The sequence below is a fragment of the Nitrospirota bacterium genome (genome assembly GCA_016207885.1).
Classification (GTDB): domain Bacteria; phylum Nitrospirota; class Thermodesulfovibrionia; order UBA6902; family UBA6902; genus JACQZG01.
The window spans coordinates 36,058-56,237 of the sequence record JACQZE010000014.1 but is presented as its reverse complement, the minus strand read 5'-3'; the positions used below and the strand labels follow the sequence as shown (position 1 = coordinate 56,237).

General features: G+C 45.9%; 18 protein-coding genes and 1 tRNA gene. 3 read left to right on the top strand and 16 right to left on the bottom strand.

Annotated features, from left to right (window positions below; genetic code table 11):
• Positions 1–228: 228 nt before the first annotated feature.
• Both HY807_08405 and HY807_08400 read left to right on the top strand, forming a co-directional pair.
• Positions 229–498, top strand: coding sequence for a GIY-YIG nuclease family protein (locus HY807_08405; protein ID MBI4826427.1), 270 nt, complete (start codon positions 229–231; stop codon positions 496–498).
• Positions 489–563: transfer RNA gene (locus tag HY807_08400), tRNA-Val, on the top strand. The genes HY807_08405 and HY807_08400 overlap by 10 nt, the downstream gene beginning before the upstream one ends.
• Before the next feature lie 10 nt (positions 564–573).
• On the opposite strand, the gene HY807_08395 is transcribed toward HY807_08400, so the two are convergent.
• The 7 genes from HY807_08395 to HY807_08365 form a co-directional block, all read right to left on the bottom strand.
• On the bottom strand, positions 574–2,463 hold the full coding sequence (locus HY807_08395) for an ATP-binding cassette domain-containing protein (GenBank protein MBI4826426.1): 1,890 nt from the start codon (positions 2,461–2,463) through the stop codon (positions 574–576).
• A gap of 109 nt (positions 2,464–2,572) precedes the next feature.
• On the bottom strand, positions 2,573–4,540 hold the full coding sequence (locus HY807_08390) for a diguanylate cyclase (GenBank protein ID MBI4826425.1): 1,968 nt from the start codon (positions 4,538–4,540) through the stop codon (positions 2,573–2,575).
• A gap of 4 nt (positions 4,541–4,544) precedes the next feature.
• On the bottom strand, positions 4,545–5,576 hold the full coding sequence (locus HY807_08385) for a hypothetical protein (GenBank protein MBI4826424.1): 1,032 nt from the start codon (positions 5,574–5,576) through the stop codon (positions 4,545–4,547).
• Positions 5,577–5,661: 85 nt separating this feature from the next.
• Positions 5,662–6,912, bottom strand: coding sequence for a Ni/Fe hydrogenase subunit alpha (locus tag HY807_08380; GenBank protein MBI4826423.1), 1,251 nt, complete (start codon positions 6,910–6,912; stop codon positions 5,662–5,664).
• Positions 6,909–7,640 (bottom strand): sulfhydrogenase 1 subunit delta, encoded by a 732-nt coding sequence (locus HY807_08375; GenBank protein MBI4826422.1) that lies wholly within the window; start codon positions 7,638–7,640, stop codon positions 6,909–6,911. Before HY807_08375 ends, HY807_08380 begins: the two co-directional genes overlap by 4 nt.
• Positions 7,640–8,467, bottom strand: a complete 828-nt coding sequence (locus tag HY807_08370) for an FAD/NAD(P)-binding protein (protein MBI4826421.1) — start codon at positions 8,465–8,467, stop codon at positions 7,640–7,642. The genes HY807_08375 and HY807_08370 overlap by 1 nt, the downstream gene beginning before the upstream one ends.
• The gene (locus HY807_08365) at positions 8,464–9,477 is read right to left on the bottom strand and encodes a 4Fe-4S dicluster domain-containing protein (GenBank protein ID MBI4826420.1); all 1,014 of its coding nucleotides are present in this window, start codon (positions 9,475–9,477) and stop codon (positions 8,464–8,466) included. The genes HY807_08370 and HY807_08365 overlap by 4 nt, the downstream gene beginning before the upstream one ends.
• A gap of 229 nt (positions 9,478–9,706) precedes the next feature.
• Between HY807_08365 and HY807_08360 the strand changes: the two genes are divergently transcribed.
• Complete coding sequence (locus HY807_08360) at positions 9,707–10,606, top strand: hypothetical protein (GenBank protein ID MBI4826419.1); 900 nt, start codon at positions 9,707–9,709, stop codon at positions 10,604–10,606.
• A gap of 95 nt (positions 10,607–10,701) precedes the next feature.
• Here HY807_08360 and HY807_08355 read toward each other — a convergent pair whose 3' ends face one another.
• The 9 genes from HY807_08355 to HY807_08315 all read right to left on the bottom strand — a co-directional run bounded on the left by HY807_08355 (position 10,702) and on the right by HY807_08315 (position 20,040).
• Positions 10,702–11,802 (bottom strand): response regulator, encoded by a 1,101-nt coding sequence (locus tag HY807_08355; protein MBI4826418.1) that lies wholly within the window; start codon positions 11,800–11,802, stop codon positions 10,702–10,704.
• Entirely contained in the window at positions 11,799–12,173 is a 375-nt protein-coding gene (locus HY807_08350; protein ID MBI4826417.1) for a response regulator, read from the bottom strand. Before HY807_08350 ends, HY807_08355 begins: the two co-directional genes overlap by 4 nt.
• Complete coding sequence (locus tag HY807_08345; GenBank protein MBI4826416.1) at positions 12,170–14,983, bottom strand: GAF domain-containing protein; 2,814 nt, start codon at positions 14,981–14,983, stop codon at positions 12,170–12,172. The genes HY807_08350 and HY807_08345 overlap by 4 nt, the downstream gene beginning before the upstream one ends.
• Positions 14,984–15,153: 170 nt before the next feature.
• Positions 15,154–15,756 carry an RNA ligase partner protein gene (locus tag HY807_08340; GenBank protein ID MBI4826415.1) on the bottom strand — a complete coding sequence of 201 codons (603 nt, stop codon included), beginning with the start codon at positions 15,754–15,756 and terminating at the stop codon, positions 15,154–15,156.
• A complete protein-coding gene (locus HY807_08335; GenBank protein MBI4826414.1) occupies positions 15,737–17,053 on the bottom strand; it encodes a DUF1049 domain-containing protein in 1,317 nt (438 codons plus the stop codon). The genes HY807_08340 and HY807_08335 overlap by 20 nt, the downstream gene beginning before the upstream one ends.
• A gap of 21 nt (positions 17,054–17,074) precedes the next feature.
• Positions 17,075–17,419: a ribosome silencing factor gene (rsfS, locus tag HY807_08330; protein ID MBI4826413.1), complete on the bottom strand. Its 345-nt coding sequence runs from the start codon at positions 17,417–17,419 to the stop codon at positions 17,075–17,077.
• A gap of 88 nt (positions 17,420–17,507) precedes the next feature.
• Positions 17,508–18,170 (bottom strand): nicotinate (nicotinamide) nucleotide adenylyltransferase, encoded by a 663-nt coding sequence (gene nadD, locus HY807_08325; GenBank protein ID MBI4826412.1) that lies wholly within the window; start codon positions 18,168–18,170, stop codon positions 17,508–17,510.
• 26 nt (positions 18,171–18,196) lie between these two features.
• Positions 18,197–19,099: a hypothetical protein gene (locus HY807_08320; protein ID MBI4826411.1), complete on the bottom strand. Its 903-nt coding sequence runs from the start codon at positions 19,097–19,099 to the stop codon at positions 18,197–18,199.
• A complete protein-coding gene (locus tag HY807_08315) occupies positions 19,096–20,040 on the bottom strand; it encodes a site-specific DNA-methyltransferase (GenBank protein ID MBI4826410.1) in 945 nt (314 codons plus the stop codon). Before HY807_08315 ends, HY807_08320 begins: the two co-directional genes overlap by 4 nt.
• Between the last annotated feature and the right edge of the window lie 140 nt (positions 20,041–20,180).

Below are 20,180 nucleotides of genomic sequence, written 5' to 3'. Positions count from 1 at the left end.
ATAATGACCTCAGGTAACTTAACTGAAATAAAGTTTTATAATTTTACAATGTAAAGGCGTAATTTTCAATTCCCGGAAATAAACAAGAGACGCATTTGATTTAATTAAGAGTTGGTTTTAAGATAGAATATCCTGTAAAGAAAATAAGGGCGATTAGCTCCCCGATACTTCGGGGCAGGCACGGGGAGAGCGTCCCGACGCGTCGGGAAGGCCGTGACATAAAAATATATGTTTTACATTTATATCCTCAAAAGTGAAGTAGATGGCTCGTTCTACACCGGACAGTGCCAAAATATTCAGGAAAGAGTACTTCGGCATAATAATGGATATACAAAATCAACAAAAGCAAAAAGGCCCTGGCAAATAGCGTATCATGAATCTTACAAAACTCGGAGTGAAGCTGTTATCAGAGAGATACAAATAAAGAAGATGAAAAGCCGTAAATACATAAATGAACTGATATCCAACTTATCCGAAAAACAACCGCAGGGCGATTAGCTCAGGGGGAGAGCGCTGCCTTCACACGGCAGAGGCCGTAGGTTCGAAACCTACATCGCCCACCATAATTACATCTTAAACAGTTACAGACCTCAAGATCGCTTCCAGGACTTCCCAGCGCTTATACGCTTCAGCAATCTCTTTTTCAATCTCACTGACCCGCACCTTTATCTCAGGTATCCTGCTTCCGTCCTGCTTATATAATTCAGGATCTGCGAGAGACTCATATAGTTTGCTGTGTTCTGTTTCCAAAGATTCTATCAGCGCGGGCAATGACGCAAGTTCCTTCTTCTCTTTGAATGTCATTACGCGCGGCCGCTCCTGCTTCTGACGGGGCTTTACCTGCTTTTCAGTTTTTTCGGGAACTACGGGCCTGCGCTGCCGCAGCCAGTCGTCATAGCCTCCTACATATTCTTCAACCCTTCCGCCGCCTTCAAAGACTATTGTGCTCGTTGCGATATTATTGAGGAACTCTCTGTCATGGCTCACGATAAGTACCGTGCCCTCATACTCCATCAGCATCTCTTCAAGAAGCTCCAGCGTGTCTGTGTCAAGATCGTTGGTGGGCTCGTCCATAACCAATACGTTGGATGGTTTTGTGAATAGCTTGGCAAGGAGCGCGCGGTTGCGTTCTCCTCCTGAGAGATACTTCACCTGTGAGCGCGCCCTCTCCGGCGGGAAGAGGAAATCGCCAAGGTAGCTGATTATGTGCCTTGCCTTGCCGTTGACCGTCACGTGGTCGCTTCCCTCTGACACATTCTGCATGACAGAACTCTCATCATCAAGCTGTGCGCGGTGCTGGTCAAAATAAGCGACATTGAGATTCGTTCCCCTGCGCACAGAACCGCTGTGAGGCTTCATCTCGCCAAGCAGTATCCGAAGAAGTGTGGTCTTGCCTGAGCCGTTCGGGCCGATGATGCCGACCTTGTCGCCGCGCATGATCGTCGTGGAGAAGTCATTTATCACAGGAATCCCCTCGTATGTGTGCCCTACGCGCATCGCCTGGAAGACCCGCTTGCCTGACCGTTCTGCCTCGTTAAGGCTCATCGCGGCGCTGCCAACCTCTTCACGCCTTGCGCTGCGAGCGTTTCTCATCTCCTTCAACGCCCTCACGCGCCCTTCGTTGCGTGTGCGTCTCGCCTTGACGCCCTGCCGTATCCACGCCTCTTCCTGCGAGAGCTTCTTATCAAAGAGAGCATTGTGTGTCGCCTCTGCATCAAGCTCCGCCTGCCTTCTTCTGAGATATGTCGCATAATCGCCGGGCCAGTCTGTGACCCGTCCACGGTCAAGCTCTATGATCCGTGTTGCCAGTGTCTGGAGAAATCTGCGGTCGTGCGTTATGAATAGTATAGAGCCGCGGAACCCGAGGAGAAATTCCTCAAGCCATGCGATCGAGGTTATGTCGAGATGGTTAGTAGGCTCATCAAGGAGAAGCAGGTCCGGCTCATTTACGATCGCGCGCGCAAGCAGCACTCGCCGTTTATTTCCGCCTGAAAGCTCAGCAACCTGAGCATCAGGGTCGAGCCTGAGACGTGATATCACAGTCTCTACCCTCTGCTGTATCTGCCAGCCTCCGGCGGACTCTATCAGGTGCTGAACGCGTTCAAGCTCCGCCATCAGGGCTGCGTCTTCGCCATGCGCGAGCCTCACGCTTATTGAGTGGTATTCCGAAAGCAGCTCGACCATATTGCCGAGCCCGCCTGATACAAGATCAAATACCGTTCCTGTTAAATTCTGCGGCACCTCCTGAGAAAGAGATGCTATCCTCACACCCTGTTCATATATGACCTCGCCTGCGTCAGGTGTTATCTCGCCGGTGATTATCTTCATAAGCGTGGACTTTCCTGCCCCGTTCCTTCCGACAAGACAGACCCGCTCATTGCCGCTTATCTGAAGCGTCACGCCGTCAAGCAGTTCCGGGCCGCCGAAAGAAAGTATTACATCCTGTAGACTGACCAATGCCACATATCACCTCAGAGAAAAATATTTTATGAGTAATAAAAATTGAGCCCGGCTTGCGTTATAGAGGCATTATGACATTGTCCGCATCTGGACTTTTAGGCCTTCCCGGCTTTTATCCTTTTTTGCTCAACTTGTTGTTATACATCAATGTATCTGCCTTGCTTAATAACTCATCTAACGTACATGGTTTTCCCGGGTCATAGCAGACAATTCCGATGCTCAGAGACAATTTATAAACTGGATTTACTGTTTTATTATAGGCGTCTATATTTTTCTGAATACGCTCATGAATAACCTTTTCATCACAGGCATCTATTGCCAAAATGGCAAATTCATCTCCACCGAGCCGGGCAAGAATATCAGATTCCCTGAATGTGCTCTTTAATATATTTGCTATTTCAGCCAACGCCTTATCACCTTCCTGATGACCGTAGTTATCGTTGATCGGCTTCAGGTTGTCCATATCTGCATAAATCAATAATATCTTCTCCATTTTTCTCAGGGAAAGCTTCAACTTTGGCGTGGCGAAAGCAATAAATCCCCTGCGATTATAAAAACCTGTAAGGGCATCGGTAATTGAAAGTTTTTTCAGTTCTTCTCTTAATTTAATCATCTCGGTGATATCACTAAAAGCTACAACTGCTCCAATTACATTCCCCTGTTCAACAATTGGTGTGCTTTTATATTCAACGGGAAAACTGCTTCCGTCTTTCCTCCAGAAGACATCCCCAGTTTCATGGTGAACCACTCCGTCTGTAAACGCCGCATATATAGGACATTCCTTGGATGGATGATGGCTTCCATCCGGTTTTGTATGATGCCACAATTCATGAGACCGTTTCCCGATAAGTTCTTCAACAGAATACCCGAGCATTCTTGCAGCAGCGGGATTAACAAATGTATGATGCCCGCCGGTATCTAAACCTATAATACCTTCACCGGCAGCAGCCAGAATTGATTCATTCTTACGGCTGAGTTTCTTTAGCCTTTCATGCGATTCAATAATTTCGCCTGTAAACATGGCAAAGCGCTCTTCAAGAATCCGGAGTTGATCTCTTCCCTTGCTGACGATCGGGAGGCGCATGTTCAAAATATTACGCGAGGAATCCTCGATGTTTTCGACCAGCAGATGGATTTTCCTGGTGATCGAAAGCATTATCATTGTAAATAAAAGTAGAAGAGCAAGCGATATGAAGAAACGCTGGCGTCTTCCCTCAAAAAGCATAGACCTGCTCATCTCTTTCAGGGCATCTTTAGATACAAAAGTAGTAAACTGTATATATATTTCAGACCCACCCCAGTCAAAGAACTCCTTGTAGGTAATTAAATAACGGTCTGTCAATGTATCAAGCGGTGTGCCCTCCGGTATCAGGTCAGGGACATTACTGGCAACGACCCGCTCACGCATTGGCTCCACCAGCGCTATTATGCCCTTATCTGATTTTACACCTTGCATGTTAGAGAGGAATTCATCGTCAAGAGGTGAGATAAGCACAAGCACAGACGTAACAACCCCATTATGGTCTTTAACAACCTCCGAGACGATCAGATAATGGACTCCGTCAACAATCGTCAATATGCTCTGTCCCCGGCTTATCTGCAATAGATGAGCCGATGGCGGAAGAAGCGACTGCGGTATAGTCCTGGATATTCCATTATAAACCTCTCGGACCCTGCCCCTTCCATCTATCAAGACAGCATTATGGATTCTGACAAAATGCCGCATCACCGAGGCATCAGGAAGCCAGGAAGGAATTTCGGTATAGTATTTAACATCTTTGCTCTCATCTGAAAATCCTGAATACTCTCGCATGTGATCAATAAAGGCCTTTTGAGATACGATCAACCTCGCCATATCATGGTATGCCATTACATAGTTGTCGAAACGTATCCTGTCTTCTCTTGCCTGCTGCTGAAGCAGGTAAGTAAGTTGAGTATCAGTTATTTTTTTCAGGCGGTTCGCCTGGGAATATTCAAGGATTCCCCATACCACCACACCTGCCAATAAAGTAATAATCAGAAACTTTGGTGTAAGCGGGATATGGGAAAGGATCCTGTCGATACGAGAGTCCTTTTTCATAATCTTATTTAGGTTCTCCGGTCAATTCATCTCCGCTGAATTGCCACCCTGCCTTCCTGAGCCGGCTCTGCGACACAAAGCCGAATTTATCAGGATCAAGTTTCTCAAACTCTTTAATCAAATATTCCACCAATTGTGTGGCATAAGGGTTCTCAACACCCTTACCCTCCCATGTTGTGACCTGGTAAGTCCTGTAGAATGGATACTTAAGTAAAGCAAGCGCGCCGGAATCATTAGGCCGGTACCCATTGATCTTCAGCGGCTTAACCATACCCAAATTCTTATTTCTCTCAGCCATAGAAAGCACTTCCCATCCAATCGCGTCTTTTATTGAGGCAACCTGCGAGATCATGTCAGGTATTGAACCTACCTCTGAAACTCCCGGACCAAATTTTGTCTTATCGTCCAGCAACTGTCTCCAATGTCCGGGTCTTAACGGGCAATGAAGCCTTGCGAAAGTTTTTATCGGCCTATCCGGCCCCTTTTGTCCTTCCTGTGTCATCACCCCCGACCAGCTAACTAACTTGCCGCGATATAAGTCTCTAAGCTGGGTCTCTGAAATATTATCAACCGGATTTTCAGGATTGACAAAAAAAGCCTTGGCTACAATTCCGATAGTATGGAACCTGAGCCCTGGCAGACGGTCCTCCGCTCCTGCGGGGCAGCAGAAACCTCCCATGTCCGTTGTCTTTTTTGAAAGCATACCTGCAGCAATGCCGCAGGTCCCTTCTATCATATTGATCTTCAGATTTTTCTCTTTTGCATATTTCTGTACGGCCGGCAAAAGAGTATGGTAAATATCCTGGTCCATCATTATTACGATATCAGCGCCCTTATTCTCTTTATCATATTTAATCGGCTGCTTTATCCATTTATCGGGCATTGGAAATGTCTTTGACGGATCTGTAAAAGTCTGTCCGCGCGCGTCCTTCAAAGCATCATGCGGCCAAGCCGCTTCACCTACAAAAAAGAGAGAAACAAAATTGCAAACAAGCATGGCAAACATAATATACGTCATCGTTCCTTGTTTTCTCATAGAACCCCCTATTATCATTTAACATATAAAAAAATAAATCCGGCCAGATCCTGCGGGACTTCCTGAGGAAACGAAGATCGGGAATTTAGAGGTTCACAACATGCACGGAACAGGATATGCATGGATCAAAGGCGCGTATCAGCGTCTCAAGCTCAGGTATTATATCCGCCTTCTCTTTCAGCAGCGCCTCTGCCATTATGCTCAGGCCACGCTCCATCTCGGCAAGGTTAAGCGCTGTAGGCGTGACTATGTCGCCCTCTGTAATATAGCCGTTACTGTCAAAGGTATAAGTATGAAGCAGCAGCCCTCTCGGCGCCTCGACAGCAGCGAATCCCTTACCTGCCTTGGGGATGACATCAACTATTATACCGCTGTCTTCAGGAATATTCATCTCCAGCAATTTATTTATAATCTCTGTCACTTCCTCCAGAAATATCACTATCTCAACACCGCGCGCAAGATTATTCATATAAACAGACCTGTCTTTGGTCACTCCAATCCTTTCGATGAGATCAGCCGCACGCCCTATGGGAAGAGGAGCTGCATTCAGCATCCTCGCAAGCGGGCCGACCATGAAGGGCTCATTCTCAAGGAGCGTATGTTTTGTATATGAAGGAGGCAGAGATGATTCATTCATCCGCTGCCAGAACTTCTCGACCCCGGCCTGCTCTTTGCCGTTAATTAACACATCGCCTGCGGAATTGCCTGCAAGTGAAACCCAATTCTTAACCTGAACAAGTGATGAAGACTTCATCGGAGGAATCTGTTTGAGAAATTCAGCAACGGCATCTATCAGAGGTTCAGCCTTATCCCTGATCGCCTTGAGATCTTCACGCGACGGCGCCGCGCTCATGCCGCCGGCTACAGGAATTATCTGATGGATAGCCCTGCCGCCGATAGTCTGCTGAATCTCATTCCCAAGACCCTTGATCTTAAACCCGAGAGAGACGACCTCAGGCATATCTGTTGCTAATTCGACAAAAGAATTTTTGCCATAGTAATCAGGCAATGCGAGCATAAAGAGATGAAGCCCGTGGCTCTGAAGCGACTCGCCGTGCAGGAGAAGCTCTCTCAGCAGTTTTGCCTCTTCACGGATCTTTACTCCAAAGGCAGACTCTATCGCCATGACCGAGACTATCCTGTGGGAGGCAGCGCATATTGAGCATATCCTTGAGACTATCGTCGGCACATCATTGAAGCGCCTTCCGACGATCAGCTTCTCAAATAATCTGGGCGGAGTGAGCACATCAAGTTTTATAGACTCGAGCTTTTGGCCTTTTACATTGATCTTTACATTTGCGTGGCCTTCTATCCTGGTTATCAATTCTTCTTTCATCGCCCTCGCTCCAGAAAGAGGTCAAACCTCTTCTTTATCTCATCTTCACTCAGCCCCATCTCCCTGAATATCTCAATGAGCGATTCCTTATTTGCGTCATCATAAAAACCGAAACATCCGTCGCACGGCCTTCCGAGAGAAGGCTGCCTCGCTCCGCATCCCGCTTTGGTAACAGGCCCCAGACATGCCGATCCCCTGTATCTCAAAAGGCATTCATTGCCCTTCATCTTGCACTCCATGCAGACCGAATATGCAGGAACCTCAGGCAGAACGCCTTTGAGCAGATAACCGAGGCAGTGAAGAAGATACTTCTTCTCTATCGGGCACCCGGGTATGGAGAAGTCCACAGAGACGATATCCTTTACGGGCCTTGGAAAGTGTATATCAAAACCTGCGCCTGATTCAGGATAGACATCGATTAACCAGTTCCTTCTATCTTCCGGCCCGCGCGCTATCACACCGCCTGTGCACGCGCATGTTCCGATGGCTACAATCTGTTTAACTTTCTTGCGGAGGGTTTTGAGAAATTTTTCATCATCCAAAGATGTCACAGCCCCTTCAACAAAGGCGATGTCAGGGTCTTTGCCTGTTGACGGCATGGCAACATTGAGGTGGACAACCTCAACGAGGTCAAATAGTTTGAGAATATCCTCGCCGAGATTTGTTATCTCAAGGATATCGCCTGAGCATGATGTCAGAGAGTAAAAGCCTGCCTTTGGTTTTCCCACTAAAATATCTCCGGAAGATTTATAGCATCCCAATATGTGAATATCGGCCCGTCAATGCAGGTGTACTTATGCCCTATGACACAGTGTCCGCACTTTCCCTCTCCGCACTCCATCCTTCTCTCAAGAGACATGTAGATCTTTCCCTTTGAGCAGCCGAGCATGAGAAGTTTCTCAAGAACATATTTATAAAAACCGGGCGGCCCGCAGACTGCGACAGATGTATCCACGAGAGGCATACCTGTCATATCGATAAGGCCTGTGACAGAACCCACATGCCCTTTCCATGATCCATCATCCTGCGCGCTGTCCACTGTGAGCATGCATTTTATATCAGCCCTCGTGACGAGTTCCCGCATCTCTTCGCCAAAGAGAAGGCTTGCGGGATTTTTCGTTCCATAGACGATGCCGACCTCTTTAAAAGATCCTCTCCTCCACAGCACATAACGTATCAAAGACCTGAGCGGAGCTATGCCGAGGCCTCCTGCAACTATAAGCAGGTTGCCGCCTTTCATTGTATCTACCGGATATCCGTTGCCAAAAGGGCCGCGGATGCCGACTTTGCTATTCGCCTCAAGGCTGTACAGAGCGGTGGTGACCCTGCCTGCCTTTCTCACGCACAGGTCTATGAAGCCTTTTTCATCAGGCCCTGATGTGATGGATATGGGAGCTTCTCCAACACCGAATATGCTGAGCATTACAAACTGTCCCGGCTGAAAATGAAATTTATCTCTTGCATGCTCTTCTTCAAATATAAATCTGAAGAGGCTGTGATTAGGGTCAAGCGCCCTCTTCTCCTCCAGTCTCGCTATCACAGGCACAAGGCTCATTCGCGTATCCTCCTTACAACCTCGACCATGTCTATGCCTGCCGGACAGGTCTCGCTGCATCGTCCGCATCCTGTGCATGAGGCCTTGCCGTGCATCTCGCCGAATCCCGTTTCCTTATGCAGATACCTGAACCTGAACCTCTCAGGACGGCCGCCGCGGAAATTGTGCCCGCCTGTAACAAGCGCGTAGTCCTTGCGCATGCAGGCATCCCATCTCCTTATCCTGAGGCTGCTTCCTGCGATAACATCCGGAGAGTCATAGACATCAAAGCACTGGCATGTGGGGCAGACCATTACGCAGCTCCCGCAGAAGAGGCATCTCCTGCTGTACTCTTCCCATATATCATTTTTATACTCAAGCGTCAGAAGGTCCGCAAGATTTGTCGTATCCATTATGCGCGTGAACATCGAGTCTCTTATCTGTATCCTTTCCTTGTATTCAAGTATCTCTTCTTTGGCTGGTTTATTAAATAAGTCAGGGCAGAGCCTCAGCATGTCATCTCCGAGAGCAGTGCGCACACTCACCATATACACATCGTCAAGGGTGTAGAGAAAGATATCATAAACGCTCTCTATGAAATCGGTATGCATTGATTTGCAGAGGCAGTATTTATCAGGCAGGCAGCTCAGCCCAATAAATCCAAACTTCTCCCGCCGTCTCCAGTAAAATGAGTCCCGTCCGCCGTATGAAAATGCCTTGTCCAAAATCTCTATGCCGTGGATGTCGCATGGATGAAGCCCGAAGATAATGCTGAAGGGCGCATCTTCATAAGATGCATCTATCCTGCATTCCTTATCCGCAGAGAAGAGCTTCTCCACAGGCGGGAAGATGAATTTCTTAGGAGGGATGATCGTCCGTATAAATTCAAGGCTTACTTTTGAAAATTCTGTATATTGCCTGAACGTATATGTTTTACTTCCCTTCTGCTCAGGGACGATAAGGCTGTAATGTTTACTAACAGCATCGAGGAACTCAGGAAGCCTGTCTTTTCTTAAAGTGAAAAAGAGCATAAATTAACAATCGCCTTTCATCCATTGATTGATATATTATTCCGCACAGAACAACTTGAAATAATACCTGCGACTTTAATAATTGTATATCAAATTCATGATAAATCAAGAATTCTGCTGATTGATGAAATAATTCTTGACACAACCGGCAGATTGAAGCATAATTGCAATATCCCGGTATAAATGATATTTCCTTAAGGAAGTAAATCTAATAAATTGGAGGTGTAATATGTACAAGAAAGTATTCTTAGCTCTTATCTTCTGCTTCTCCTTAGCACTGTTTGTCTCTTCTGCTTATGCGATAGGATGCGATGACCCTTATCAGCTCATTGATGAGATGTCCGGGGACATTAACAGTTGGGTTAACAGCCGCACCGTCAGATCCCGCCTTAATGGCCAGTTGGACAATTGTGAAAAGAAGATTCCGGGCGCTCTTCAGGGAGACATCAGATCGGAAAATTATGCCATAAGATACGTTGAACAGTTAAAGATGTACATTCAGAAGTATGTGAAAACAAATGATATTAACGGAGAGGACGGCGCTGACCTGCTTCAACAGGCTGATGATCTCATTGATGCCATTACCTGCGTAGACTGCGATAAAGACCTCACGGTCTTTGTTTCAAGCGACTCCTACTCCGGTGACCTCAACGGTATAACCGGCGCTGACCGGACATGCCAGGAACTTGCTGATGATGCAGGGCTTAGCGGAACATACAAGGCATGGCTCTCAACAAGCAGAGGCTACAGCCCTGCAGATTCCTGGGACCATTCAGACCAGAACTATGTATTAACTGACGAAACAATAATTGCTTACGACTGGTATGACCTTGCCGATGGAGAGTTAAATACTTCGATCTGGCTCAATCAATATGCTAATGGACAAAGCGATGACTACGTCTGGACAGGGACAGAATACGACGGCTATCCTGCCGGCAGTTTTGGTGATGCATCGGAATTCTGTGATGACTGGACAAGCGATAATAATGAAGCCAATATAGGTTATTCAAGTGCTTATTATGAAGATTGGACTGATTACGACTGGGAGTATTGTGACAACTATTATCATATTTACTGCTTTGAGCAGGTAGATCCAAGGTGGGATGCAAGGTGTAATAATCCTGAGTAATTGATCAGTTGACAAAAGGCCGGCAGGATATTTTCCTGCCGGCCTTTTATATTTATACACGCCTGATGTCGGGAAAGATATCTTACTGATTCCTTCTAATCCTGATGTGTCTCAAATATTTCATTAAAGTCATCAGTCAGTTTTTTGAACGCCTCAAGCACATCAGGGTCAAAGTGCTCAGGCATCGTCCTGCCGTCGCCTATGGTTATTATCTCGACCGCTTTATCATGGTCAAAAGCAGGTTTGTAAGGGCGCCTGCTTCTCAGTGCGTCATACTGGTCAGCGATATTCATTATCCTGCCTGCCAAGTGTATCGCATCTCCTTTCAGGCCGTTGGGATATCCCCCGCCGCTCCACTTTTCATGGTGAGAAATGGCTATTTCAGCGCCCATCCTGAGAAACGGAGATTCCGCGCCTTTGAGGATATTTGAACCGATTATCGTGTGAGTCATCATGATCTTCCATTCCGCTCCGGTGTGTTTGCCCGGTTTCAAAAGAATGGCATCAGGTATCCCGACCTTGCCGATATCATGCATCGGCGCGGCATAAAAGATGTTCTCTGAGAAATCCCTGTCCATGCCCATCTTTTCAGCGACCAGCTTTGTATAGTATCCCACCCTTCTTATATGCGCTCCCGTTTCATCATCCTTGTACTCAGCGGCGATAGTAAGCCTCCGCACGGATTCTACATAGCTGGACTCGATCTTTTTGTGCGCCTTCCCAAGGCTCGCAAAGGCCTCTGTCAGCTCTTTTGTCCTCTCGGCAACCTGCGCCTCAAGAATAATATTATGCTCTTTCAGAAAATCATGGTACTGCTTTATCTCAAGGTTGTTCCTGATACGCAATGCCACTTCTTCGGAATCAATCGGTTTTGTCAGAAAATCACTTGCGCCTTTTGAAATGCCTGTCAGCCTGTCTTCTCTGGAATCAAGCGCTGTTACTATTATTATCGGGATATGTTTGGTAAGGCCGTCAGCTTTGAGCTTCTCCGTCGCTTCAAAACCATTCATCACAGGCATCATTATGTCCATAAGGATCAGGTCGGGCATATCTTTTAATGCCTTTTCAACAGCTTCAGCCCCGTTGCCTGCGGCCAATATCTCATATCCGAGGTGTACGCAGAGTGCGTCAAGCAGTTTCACATTCTTCTCTTCATCATCAACGATCAGGATCTTCTGTTTCTTTTTTTCAGTCATATCCCTTCTCCATGCATATATTTATCAATTGCAGCGATAAATTCATTGACGTCTATGGGTTTGGAGACATAATCGGTAAAGCCGGTCTCAAGAAATTTTTCCCTGTCGCCTTTCATCGCGTATGACGTTACTGCGATTACCGGAATGCCCGCTGTCTCATCTTCCGACTTAAGTCTTTTTGCCGCCTCGATCCCGTCCATTCCCGGCATCTGTATGTCCATCAGGACGAGAAGTGGTTTAGTCTCCCTTGCAAGGCGGATACCCTCTTTCCCGTTATCAGCCTCAACAGTTTCATACCCGCGGCTCTCAAGGATAACTTTAAAGAGTTTACGGTTCTTTTCGTTATCATCAATTATAAGGATCTTTTTCATTCGTTCCCTCCGGTCAAGGGAAGAGTAAATACAAACCTGCTGCCCTTGCCCACCTCGCTCTCAACCCATATCCTTCCGCCGTGAAGTTCAACAAACTGCTTGCAAAGGCTCAGCCCCAGCCCTGTTCCTTCATACTTCTTGGAAAGATGGTGCTCAATCTGCTGAAAAGGCTGAAAGAGCTTCCCCATGTCCTCAGCGGCGATGCCGATGCCTGTGTCGGCGACACTGATCTCGATTAACTCCCCCTCGCCCCCCTGCTTAAGAGCACCTACTGTTGGTCTTAAGCTAAGAGGGGGTGGCGAAGCCGGGGGCGTTAGCCGTGCTGCAACGCTCACGCTTCCCCCGTCAGGCGTGAATTTCAGGGCGTTGCTGAGCAGGTTAAAGACTACCTGTTTTATCTTTCTCTCATCTGCAGTTATTGCACCCACCCCTCGGCCTGCTTCAAATTTAATCTTTATCTTATGTTTCATAGCCTTCTCTTTAAACATCGCAAGGCTGTTGTTCAGTAAATCCTTCAGGTTGAAACTGCCCGGATCAAGCTCCATCTTGCCCGCCTCGACCTTTGAGAGGTCGAGAATGTCATTTATCAGGCTGAGGAGGTGGCTGCCGCTGTCTTTTATATCTGTCGTGAATTCTATCTGCTTCCCGGTCAGAGGGCCGGCCATGCCGTTTATTAAAACATCTGAAAACCCCAATATGGAATTAAGCGGCGTCCTGAGCTCATGCGACATGTTTGCCAGGAACTCCGACTTTGCCGTGTTTGCCGCCTCTGCCTGAAACTTTGCCACTTCAAGCTCTTCCGTCCTCTTCTTCACCTTATCTTCAAGCTTCTCACTGTATTCTTTAAGCTCATCTTCAGCCTCTTTCAGCGCTGTTATATCCTGAACCGTTCCTATCCCTTTTACAGCAGCGCCTTCTTTGTTGAACTCTATCTCGGCAATCTCCCTCACCCACTTCAGATTGCCGTCAACCAATACGCGATGCTTGATATCGTAAGGCTCCCCCTTGAGAGCGGCAGCCCATGCCTTATCAAGTAATTCCCTGTCATCGGGATGAACGACATCAAGAAAACACTTATAGGACAAGGTAGCTTCCATCGGGATACCGAATATGCGGTAAGTCTCTTCAGACCAGAAGAGTTCATCATGTATTATGTCCAGATACCAGCTTCCGATATGCGCGACAGACTGGGCCCTTTGAAGGCTGGATTCACTCTCTCTGAGCTTCTCTTCGGCAGACTTGCGCTCGGTTATATCAAAACCATATATCCTGATAGTCTCATTATCCGGCAAGAGGTGAATATATTCACCGAACAGCATACCGCCGACTTTTATTTCATGGTACGTCACATGCACACCGGAGAGCCTCATCCCTTCCGCGATCTCCTGAATATCTGAAGGTATTAAAGCATGTCCTCTAATGCCTTGGGCTTTAATAATGTCAGACGCTGCCGGATTAATATATGTGATATTGCAACTTGAATCACATTCAAGCACAGGATGGGGGTTCTTCTCTGGAAATGAGGCAAGAAGATTGACCTTTTCCAGCATCCGGACATTATTTATCGCAAGAGAGACGATAGCGGTAAAGGAGACCGCCAGATTCTCGTCATCCTGATTAAATGGTTCCCCGTCAAGTTTATCCGCGAAATAAAGCCTTCCAATGATCTCATTTTGCAGGCTGACCGGCACACCAAGAAATGTCTTCATCGGGGGGTGTCCGGCCGGCAGCCCCACAAATTCAGAATGCTTCGATATATCAGAAACACGGACCGATTTGCCCTCTTTTAATAAATAACCGAGAAGCCCTTTTCCCACAGGTAGTCCATGTTCTCTCTTCATCTTCTTGAAAAGGTCAGGCGGGATGCCGGAAGGCACAAAGTATTCATATCTCCCCTCTTTGTTCAGAATGCTGATCACGGCATATTTAGCGCCCAGCAGCTTGCGGGCGTTATCAGCTATTTTTTCAAGAAGCAGGTTGATGTCACGAATGCTCAATATCTCTTTGGAGACGTCATATAACGCGTTAAGGCTGTGAATAAGCCCGATGTTCCTGTCGAATGTTACATCAAGAGTTTTCGCCATATGATTAAAACTTTGCGCAAGCTCTCCCAGTTCATCTTTATTATCTACAGCCGCTGACACATCATAAAACCCTTTCTCTATCATCCCTGCCATTTCTTTTAATTGCATAATGGGTGAGACGAGTTTCTTCCTGACATAAACAGCCATCGCCATGAATATAACAAAAGAAAATCCGATAATGGCAAAACGCAAATCATTGTATAGTTTGAACTCAAACTCGTAATTTTCAACAAGCCGGTTGAGAAACGAGTCAATTGTTTCAATACATCTCTTGCTCCTGATATCGTATCCCACCTGAGCGCCCTTCTCCCCTTTTAGAACCTTGTCAGCGGTCTCTATTATCATTGGCTTGGCTTCTGTCTGCCATTTTGAGACAAGACTATCTAAGGGAACAATTAACGGCTTGTGAGCCAGGGGGCCAAGCCCGGTACTCTTGTCCCCGTATTTAATATCATTGAGCGCCTTGTCTATTTCAGCGATCTCTTTTATGATGACGATTTCAATCGTCCGGCTGCGCTCCGCGCCTGCTTCATGCCCTGCCCTGTTAAAGAGCCAGGCTATCTCAATCATCTCCATCTTCAGCGAGCCTGCGACATTGATCCTCCTTGCCTCGCTCTTTAAATGTTCGGTGAACCAGAATGACGTAAAAGTGAAGGCAGTCACAATGAACAGAAAGATTGAACCGATGATGACATATTTCGTGGTAAGCGACCTGATTTTCAGCATTCCCGCTGCCCTCACATTAACAGAAACCTTTAAAAAAATGTATCAGGTTCCCTCTGATTTATAGCAGGGTTTCCCCTGAGTCAAGTTTGGATCGATGATGATATATTTTGCGATGTTATAGCCCGTTATATAATAACTATACAATAACAACCGGGGAATTCAAGGGGGGATTATTCTTTTGAATTGTCTATAAAACTTTCAAGATACTCTTTGAACTTCTCAGGGATCAGCCATCTGATGCCGAGCTTCTCAGCCCATTTTATGGCGCCCTGGTCAACCGTCACAAGCACCGCATCAAGCTCTTTCGCAAGGAGTATGAGGTCAACGTCTTCTTTGCTGTCGAGGATGCCCTCTCTGAGCGCCTCCCTGTAGCCCTTCCTCATATTCTGTATGATCTCCCGCTCATCAAGCTTGCCCGCGCTCTTCACGGCAGTCTCGGCAACCCTCAGCCCCTTGTTTATCCTCTGCCTCATATCTTCAATAAGCTCATAGAGAAAGAAGGCCGGGGTGGTCAGCTCGTGTTTACTCGGCGATTTCTGATGAATAACGGCAAGGAGCGCTCCCGGTATCTTCTTCTTGTCCACAAAGTTCAGGAGTTCGTTAAAGATAGATGACGGCATATAAAACTCAAGCGACGGGATCTGCTCTGCCATGCGCAGAAAATTTTCCATGGCCTCGGTGGGCGAATTTCCAAAGTGATTGCGCACATCAGGATTTACAAAGAGGCTTGTATCAAGGACGAGCCTGTCTTTTTTATTTTTTACAGGCGCCATTCAGATCAAAGGCAAGCGTGTTCCAGCTCTTGCATTCAGGGCACCTGCCCGCCCATTTCCTGGAGGTATAGCTGCATTTCGAACAGCAGAAAGGTATGACGATCGGTTTATCGACCTTAAGCGCCTTTTTAAACTCATCCGCGGCCTGTTCGTACTGCGAGCGCCTTTGGTAGATATTGCCTAACAGCACATGTATGTCAGAAGAATCAAAAACAGAGAAATCAACATTGGTCAGAGTATTAAGCGCGTCATCGATCATCTCAAGACGATAATACAGCTTTGCAAGAAGGAACTGTATCCTGGGATCCGCAGAGTTCTTTTCAGCAGACTCAATATAAAAATCTATGATCTTGCCGGGCTCGCCTATGGAGAGGAAAAGATCCTCAAGCCTGGCAAGGAATACAAGTGATGACGTGGTTTGATACCCGTTAATAAGTACCTCTATCGCATCATCATCCTGATTCTCTTCAAGGCATGTCTCTGCGAGGGCGATGTGGGCAGCTACAAAATCCTTGTCAGCCTTGATGATCGACCTCAGTGCCTTTACCGCCTTATCAGAATTACCGGATGTGATCTGCTGCCGGCATAGTTCATATCTATATCCGAGAAGCATATCCTCCTCATTAATTATCTCATCAGCGGAGAGATCACCCTTGAGTATCTTGCTCTGGACATCTATCACATCCTCCCATCTTCGGGTCTTATCAAAGATATCTCTCTTCTTACGGAGCGCCATAAGGTTGCCTTCATCAATATCAAGCACCCTGTTGAGATATTTCAGGGCATCCTGCCACTTCTGTTCTTTCTCAAATACCCTTTCCAGAGACATCAGTATCTCTATGTCCCTCGGCTTGAGGGCAGCGGCTTTGGCATAATAGTCCCTTGCGCTTACAAGGTCACCCTTTGTGAAATATACATCTCCAAGCCGCAAAAAGGCGTTCGCATGCTTTGGCTCTTCGTCATTTATGCGCTTAAGAAGTTCGGCAGCCTCATCAAACCTTGAGGCATGGAACGCGTTCAACCCCTTTGCATATTGCTGCTCTATCTTCTGCTCTTCCTTCTGGCTGCGCTGCGCCTGCCAGTTATCGATAAAGCGCTTTGCATCCCTGAAGACCGCCACAATGAACATTGAGAAGAAACCTATCGCCGTTGACATGAGAATAACTGCGATAATGGGGATATCTTTAAAAGTGGTCCCCTGCCAGACTGTCACAGAGACGGTGCTGCTGTTTAAGAACGCAAGCATGCCGAGCGCTGAGATGAAGATCAAAATAAAGAGAACTATTAACTTTCCCATTCTATTTCCTTAAAATGAACATTAACCCTTGAAAGATATCCTCGGCGCATCCATCCAGAGCTTTTCAAGGTTATAGAAAGACCTGGACTCCTCATTAAATATATGAATTATTATATCACCGTAATCCATCAATACCCACTGCCCGTTCGCCAGCCCCTCTATGCCCATAGGCATGATGCCGGCATTCGTTTTAAAGTCCTTCTCAATAGCCTCGGCTATGGTTCTTATCTGGACCGGATTTTCACCTGAACAGATCACAAAATAGTCAGCGAATGCCGTGAGGCCTGCAAGCTGAAGGATGATGATATCTTTTGCTTTCTTTCCGGAAGCGATCTTTGCCGCTTCAACAGCTCTTTCTTTAATTATTTTATCTATGGAAGTTTTACTTTTTTTCAATCGATGTCCTTTGAAAGAGTACGCCTCAGGCCGCTCATTATTTGCAGGTTCCCACTCTTCAGTTATTATTATTTTTATACAGGTTATGCAAAATTATATAGGATTTAACAGATTCAGGCAAGAGGCTCGCTGTATCCATCCCCCTGCTTATCGCCTCTCTTATATGCGATGAAGAGACATTCACATCGACCACCTTGCAGAGGATGATCTCCTTTTCTCCTGAGGTGGGAAGCGCAAACAATCTTCTCTTTCCGCTGTCAAGCTCATCCAGCACCTCTATTGATACTCTTTTCAGATAGGGTGATGATGACAACCCTGCAAATGAATAACCCGGCCTTGAGATCACAACAACATTGACCATGGAGAAGAGCCTATCCGTCTCTTTCCACAGCGGCATGTCCCTGAAAGCGTCTATCCCGATAATTAAAAAAAGAGCCGCACCTTTCTCAGCCAATTTCTCTACGGTCTCGATCGTATAAGACTTTCCTTCTCTTCTCAGTTCAATATCTGAAACCTCAAATTCAGGATGGCCCGCGATCGCCGCCTTTACCATCTCAAACCTTTGCCCTGCTTCCGCAAGTCCGGGTTTATTAAACGGCGGGCTGCCTGCCGGAACAAAAATTATCTTATCAAGCGAGAGTACCCTGAGGACTTCATCAGCAGTCTTCAGATGGCCATAGTGAACAGGATTGAACGCGCCGCCGAATATACCGATCTTCATGGATTATGAATTTTACCTTTTGTCTATTAACTCTCTATGAAAGACCAAATATCGGAACAAAAGAAGTGGTCTATTGTTCGTATATGTTTTTTCAAGAGGTCGTCTATTTCCATATTCGGTCTAATGTCACAATAATAAACTCCATCAAGCGGGTTTAATTTGACTGTAAAAGCTTTGAAATGTCCGGGGAGGAAGGTAGCATTAATTCCATATTCATCTTGCCGTTTGCTGTTTTTTCTCTGCACGTCATTGAGAAAGATGGCTATATGCGGCAGCATGGTATTTGTCAGTTTGCAGTAGAGAAATTTATCAAGAAATATTTTATCAATCCTGTCCTTGCTCGATGTCTTCACTGACCCAATGACTTTCAAAGTCTCATCCTTGTATAGAAGAAGGTCGTGCTGATAGCTCATGTTAAACTGAAATTCATTCTTTATATATACAGGAACTTGGACTGTTCCAGTTTTGCATTTGACACCGATTTCTTTAATCAACAGTTGGATAAACCTCTCAAAAAGATCTCCATTAACCTTTCTGGCCTTATTCGATGCACCAGCAGGTAAAGCGTCAAGTGCTGCACCGATTGATTGTTGAATAGTGTAAATGCCTCGCTTTATTAATTCGCGGTTACGCTTATCATCTGCGGGAATGTCTCTAACTGAGTTGAGGATTTTAAAAAAATCTTTTTCTATCTTTGGGATATCAGGAAATTCATACATTAGATTTGAATTAATTGGCCGTGTAATGTTGAAATGACCGTCTTTTTTATACTGATAAAAACGATAGTGGTTTTCATTCTGAGATACAATGACAGCTTGAAGTCCGGCAGTGGCAAATTCCAAATACAACTTGCAAAACTCGATATAATCCTTGAGAGTTAAGAACTTTTCCTTATTTGATACAATCCTGACTATTTTTGATAATGTCATCGGATAGACTCCCGCCTCTCTTGAACTTTTCTGTCATGTTCAATCCAATCTTCTATCGACATATTCTTAACGTGTTCAAGCCGCTCAATTGCCAATTCATTATACTCCGCGTTTATGTCACAACCTAACCATCGGCGGTTTAATTGTTCTGCCACAACAAGTGTTGTGCCTGAACCTGAGAAGGGATCAAGGACAATATCGCCTTTATTGGAAGATGCCAGAACAAACTTACGCACAAGCTCTTCAGGTTTTTGCGTGGGGTGAGGCGTTTTTTCTCCCATTCCGTTGCACGTAGTTGGAATGTCTATAACGTCCTTGGGTTTCGCGCCTCTTGGGTGCGGCTTCCAATGTTCTCTATTCTCGCCATTCCCATACTGACTGGTTACAGCCTGTGGATGTGATGGATATTTTAAGGTATGCGCTCCGTATGGAATACGAATTTCATCTATATTCAGTTTGCCTTTTGAGGCTTTGCGAAAATGGATAATGCTTTCATGGGAGCGCCCCCAGTCGTTTCCAAGATTCGCCTTATTTTTATAATGCCATATCAACCAGCGACATGACTTAAAATATTTTGCGGTTGGATGTTTGAGGTCAGCCAATATCTCTGAAAATCCACAGACGTATAACGAGCCGTGCGGCTTTAAAATCCTGGCTGACGGTTCAATCCATTTTAATGACCACTCTATATAATGCTCCTGGCTTTCAAAATTGTCCCACTCCGCTTTATTAATATTATATGGAGGATCAGCAAATATTAAGTCTACGCTTTCGTCCTCTAAAGAATTTAGCCAGGCGATACTGTCTCCTTGATAAAGTTTCCCGTTCGGATGTTCATAATGCAGTCTAACGCCGGAACTTTCAGCTTGAATCTGATATGTTTTGCCAATACTTATTTCTTCTTTCCTGAAAAGATACTTTGTTGTCTCGAATGCTTTCATGGCATTATTGTATAAAATCCACTTTCTATAGGCAAGAAATAATAAGAGCTGAAAATTATTGTTATCTGCCGATCTCTTTTTAATGCATAGCCAGTTATTACATAGTGAACAGGATTGAACGCGCCGCCGAATATACCGAT

Coding starts and splice junctions, on each gene's coding strand:
- HY807_08350 (MBI4826417.1), bottom strand. CDS start 12,173: ATGAAAAAGATCCTTATAATTGATGATAACGAAAAGAACCGTAAACTC.
- HY807_08320 (MBI4826411.1), bottom strand. CDS start 19,099: ATGACATTATCAAAAATAGTCAGGATTGTATCAAATAAGGAAAAGTTC.
- HY807_08380 (MBI4826423.1), bottom strand. CDS start 6,912: ATGAAAGAAGAATTGATAACCAGGATAGAAGGCCACGCAAATGTAAAG.
- HY807_08370 (MBI4826421.1), bottom strand. CDS start 8,467: ATGAGCCTTGTGCCTGTGATAGCGAGACTGGAGGAGAAGAGGGCGCTT.
- HY807_08385 (MBI4826424.1), bottom strand. CDS start 5,576: ATGAGAAAACAAGGAACGATGACGTATATTATGTTTGCCATGCTTGTT.
- HY807_08405 (MBI4826427.1), top strand. CDS start 229: ATGTTTTACATTTATATCCTCAAAAGTGAAGTAGATGGCTCGTTCTAC.
- HY807_08360 (MBI4826419.1), top strand. CDS start 9,707: ATGTACAAGAAAGTATTCTTAGCTCTTATCTTCTGCTTCTCCTTAGCA.
- HY807_08355 (MBI4826418.1), bottom strand. CDS start 11,802: ATGACTGAAAAAAAGAAACAGAAGATCCTGATCGTTGATGATGAAGAG.
- HY807_08335 (MBI4826414.1), bottom strand. CDS start 17,053: ATGGGAAAGTTAATAGTTCTCTTTATTTTGATCTTCATCTCAGCGCTC.
- nadD (MBI4826412.1), bottom strand. CDS start 18,170: ATGAAGATCGGTATATTCGGCGGCGCGTTCAATCCTGTTCACTATGGC.
- HY807_08365 (MBI4826420.1), bottom strand. CDS start 9,477: ATGCTCTTTTTCACTTTAAGAAAAGACAGGCTTCCTGAGTTCCTCGAT.
- HY807_08340 (MBI4826415.1), bottom strand. CDS start 15,756: ATGGCGCCTGTAAAAAATAAAAAAGACAGGCTCGTCCTTGATACAAGC.
- HY807_08315 (MBI4826410.1), bottom strand. CDS start 20,040: ATGAAAGCATTCGAGACAACAAAGTATCTTTTCAGGAAAGAAGAAATA.
- HY807_08390 (MBI4826425.1), bottom strand. CDS start 4,540: ATGAAAAAGGACTCTCGTATCGACAGGATCCTTTCCCATATCCCGCTT.
- HY807_08345 (MBI4826416.1), bottom strand. CDS start 14,983: ATGCTGAAAATCAGGTCGCTTACCACGAAATATGTCATCATCGGTTCA.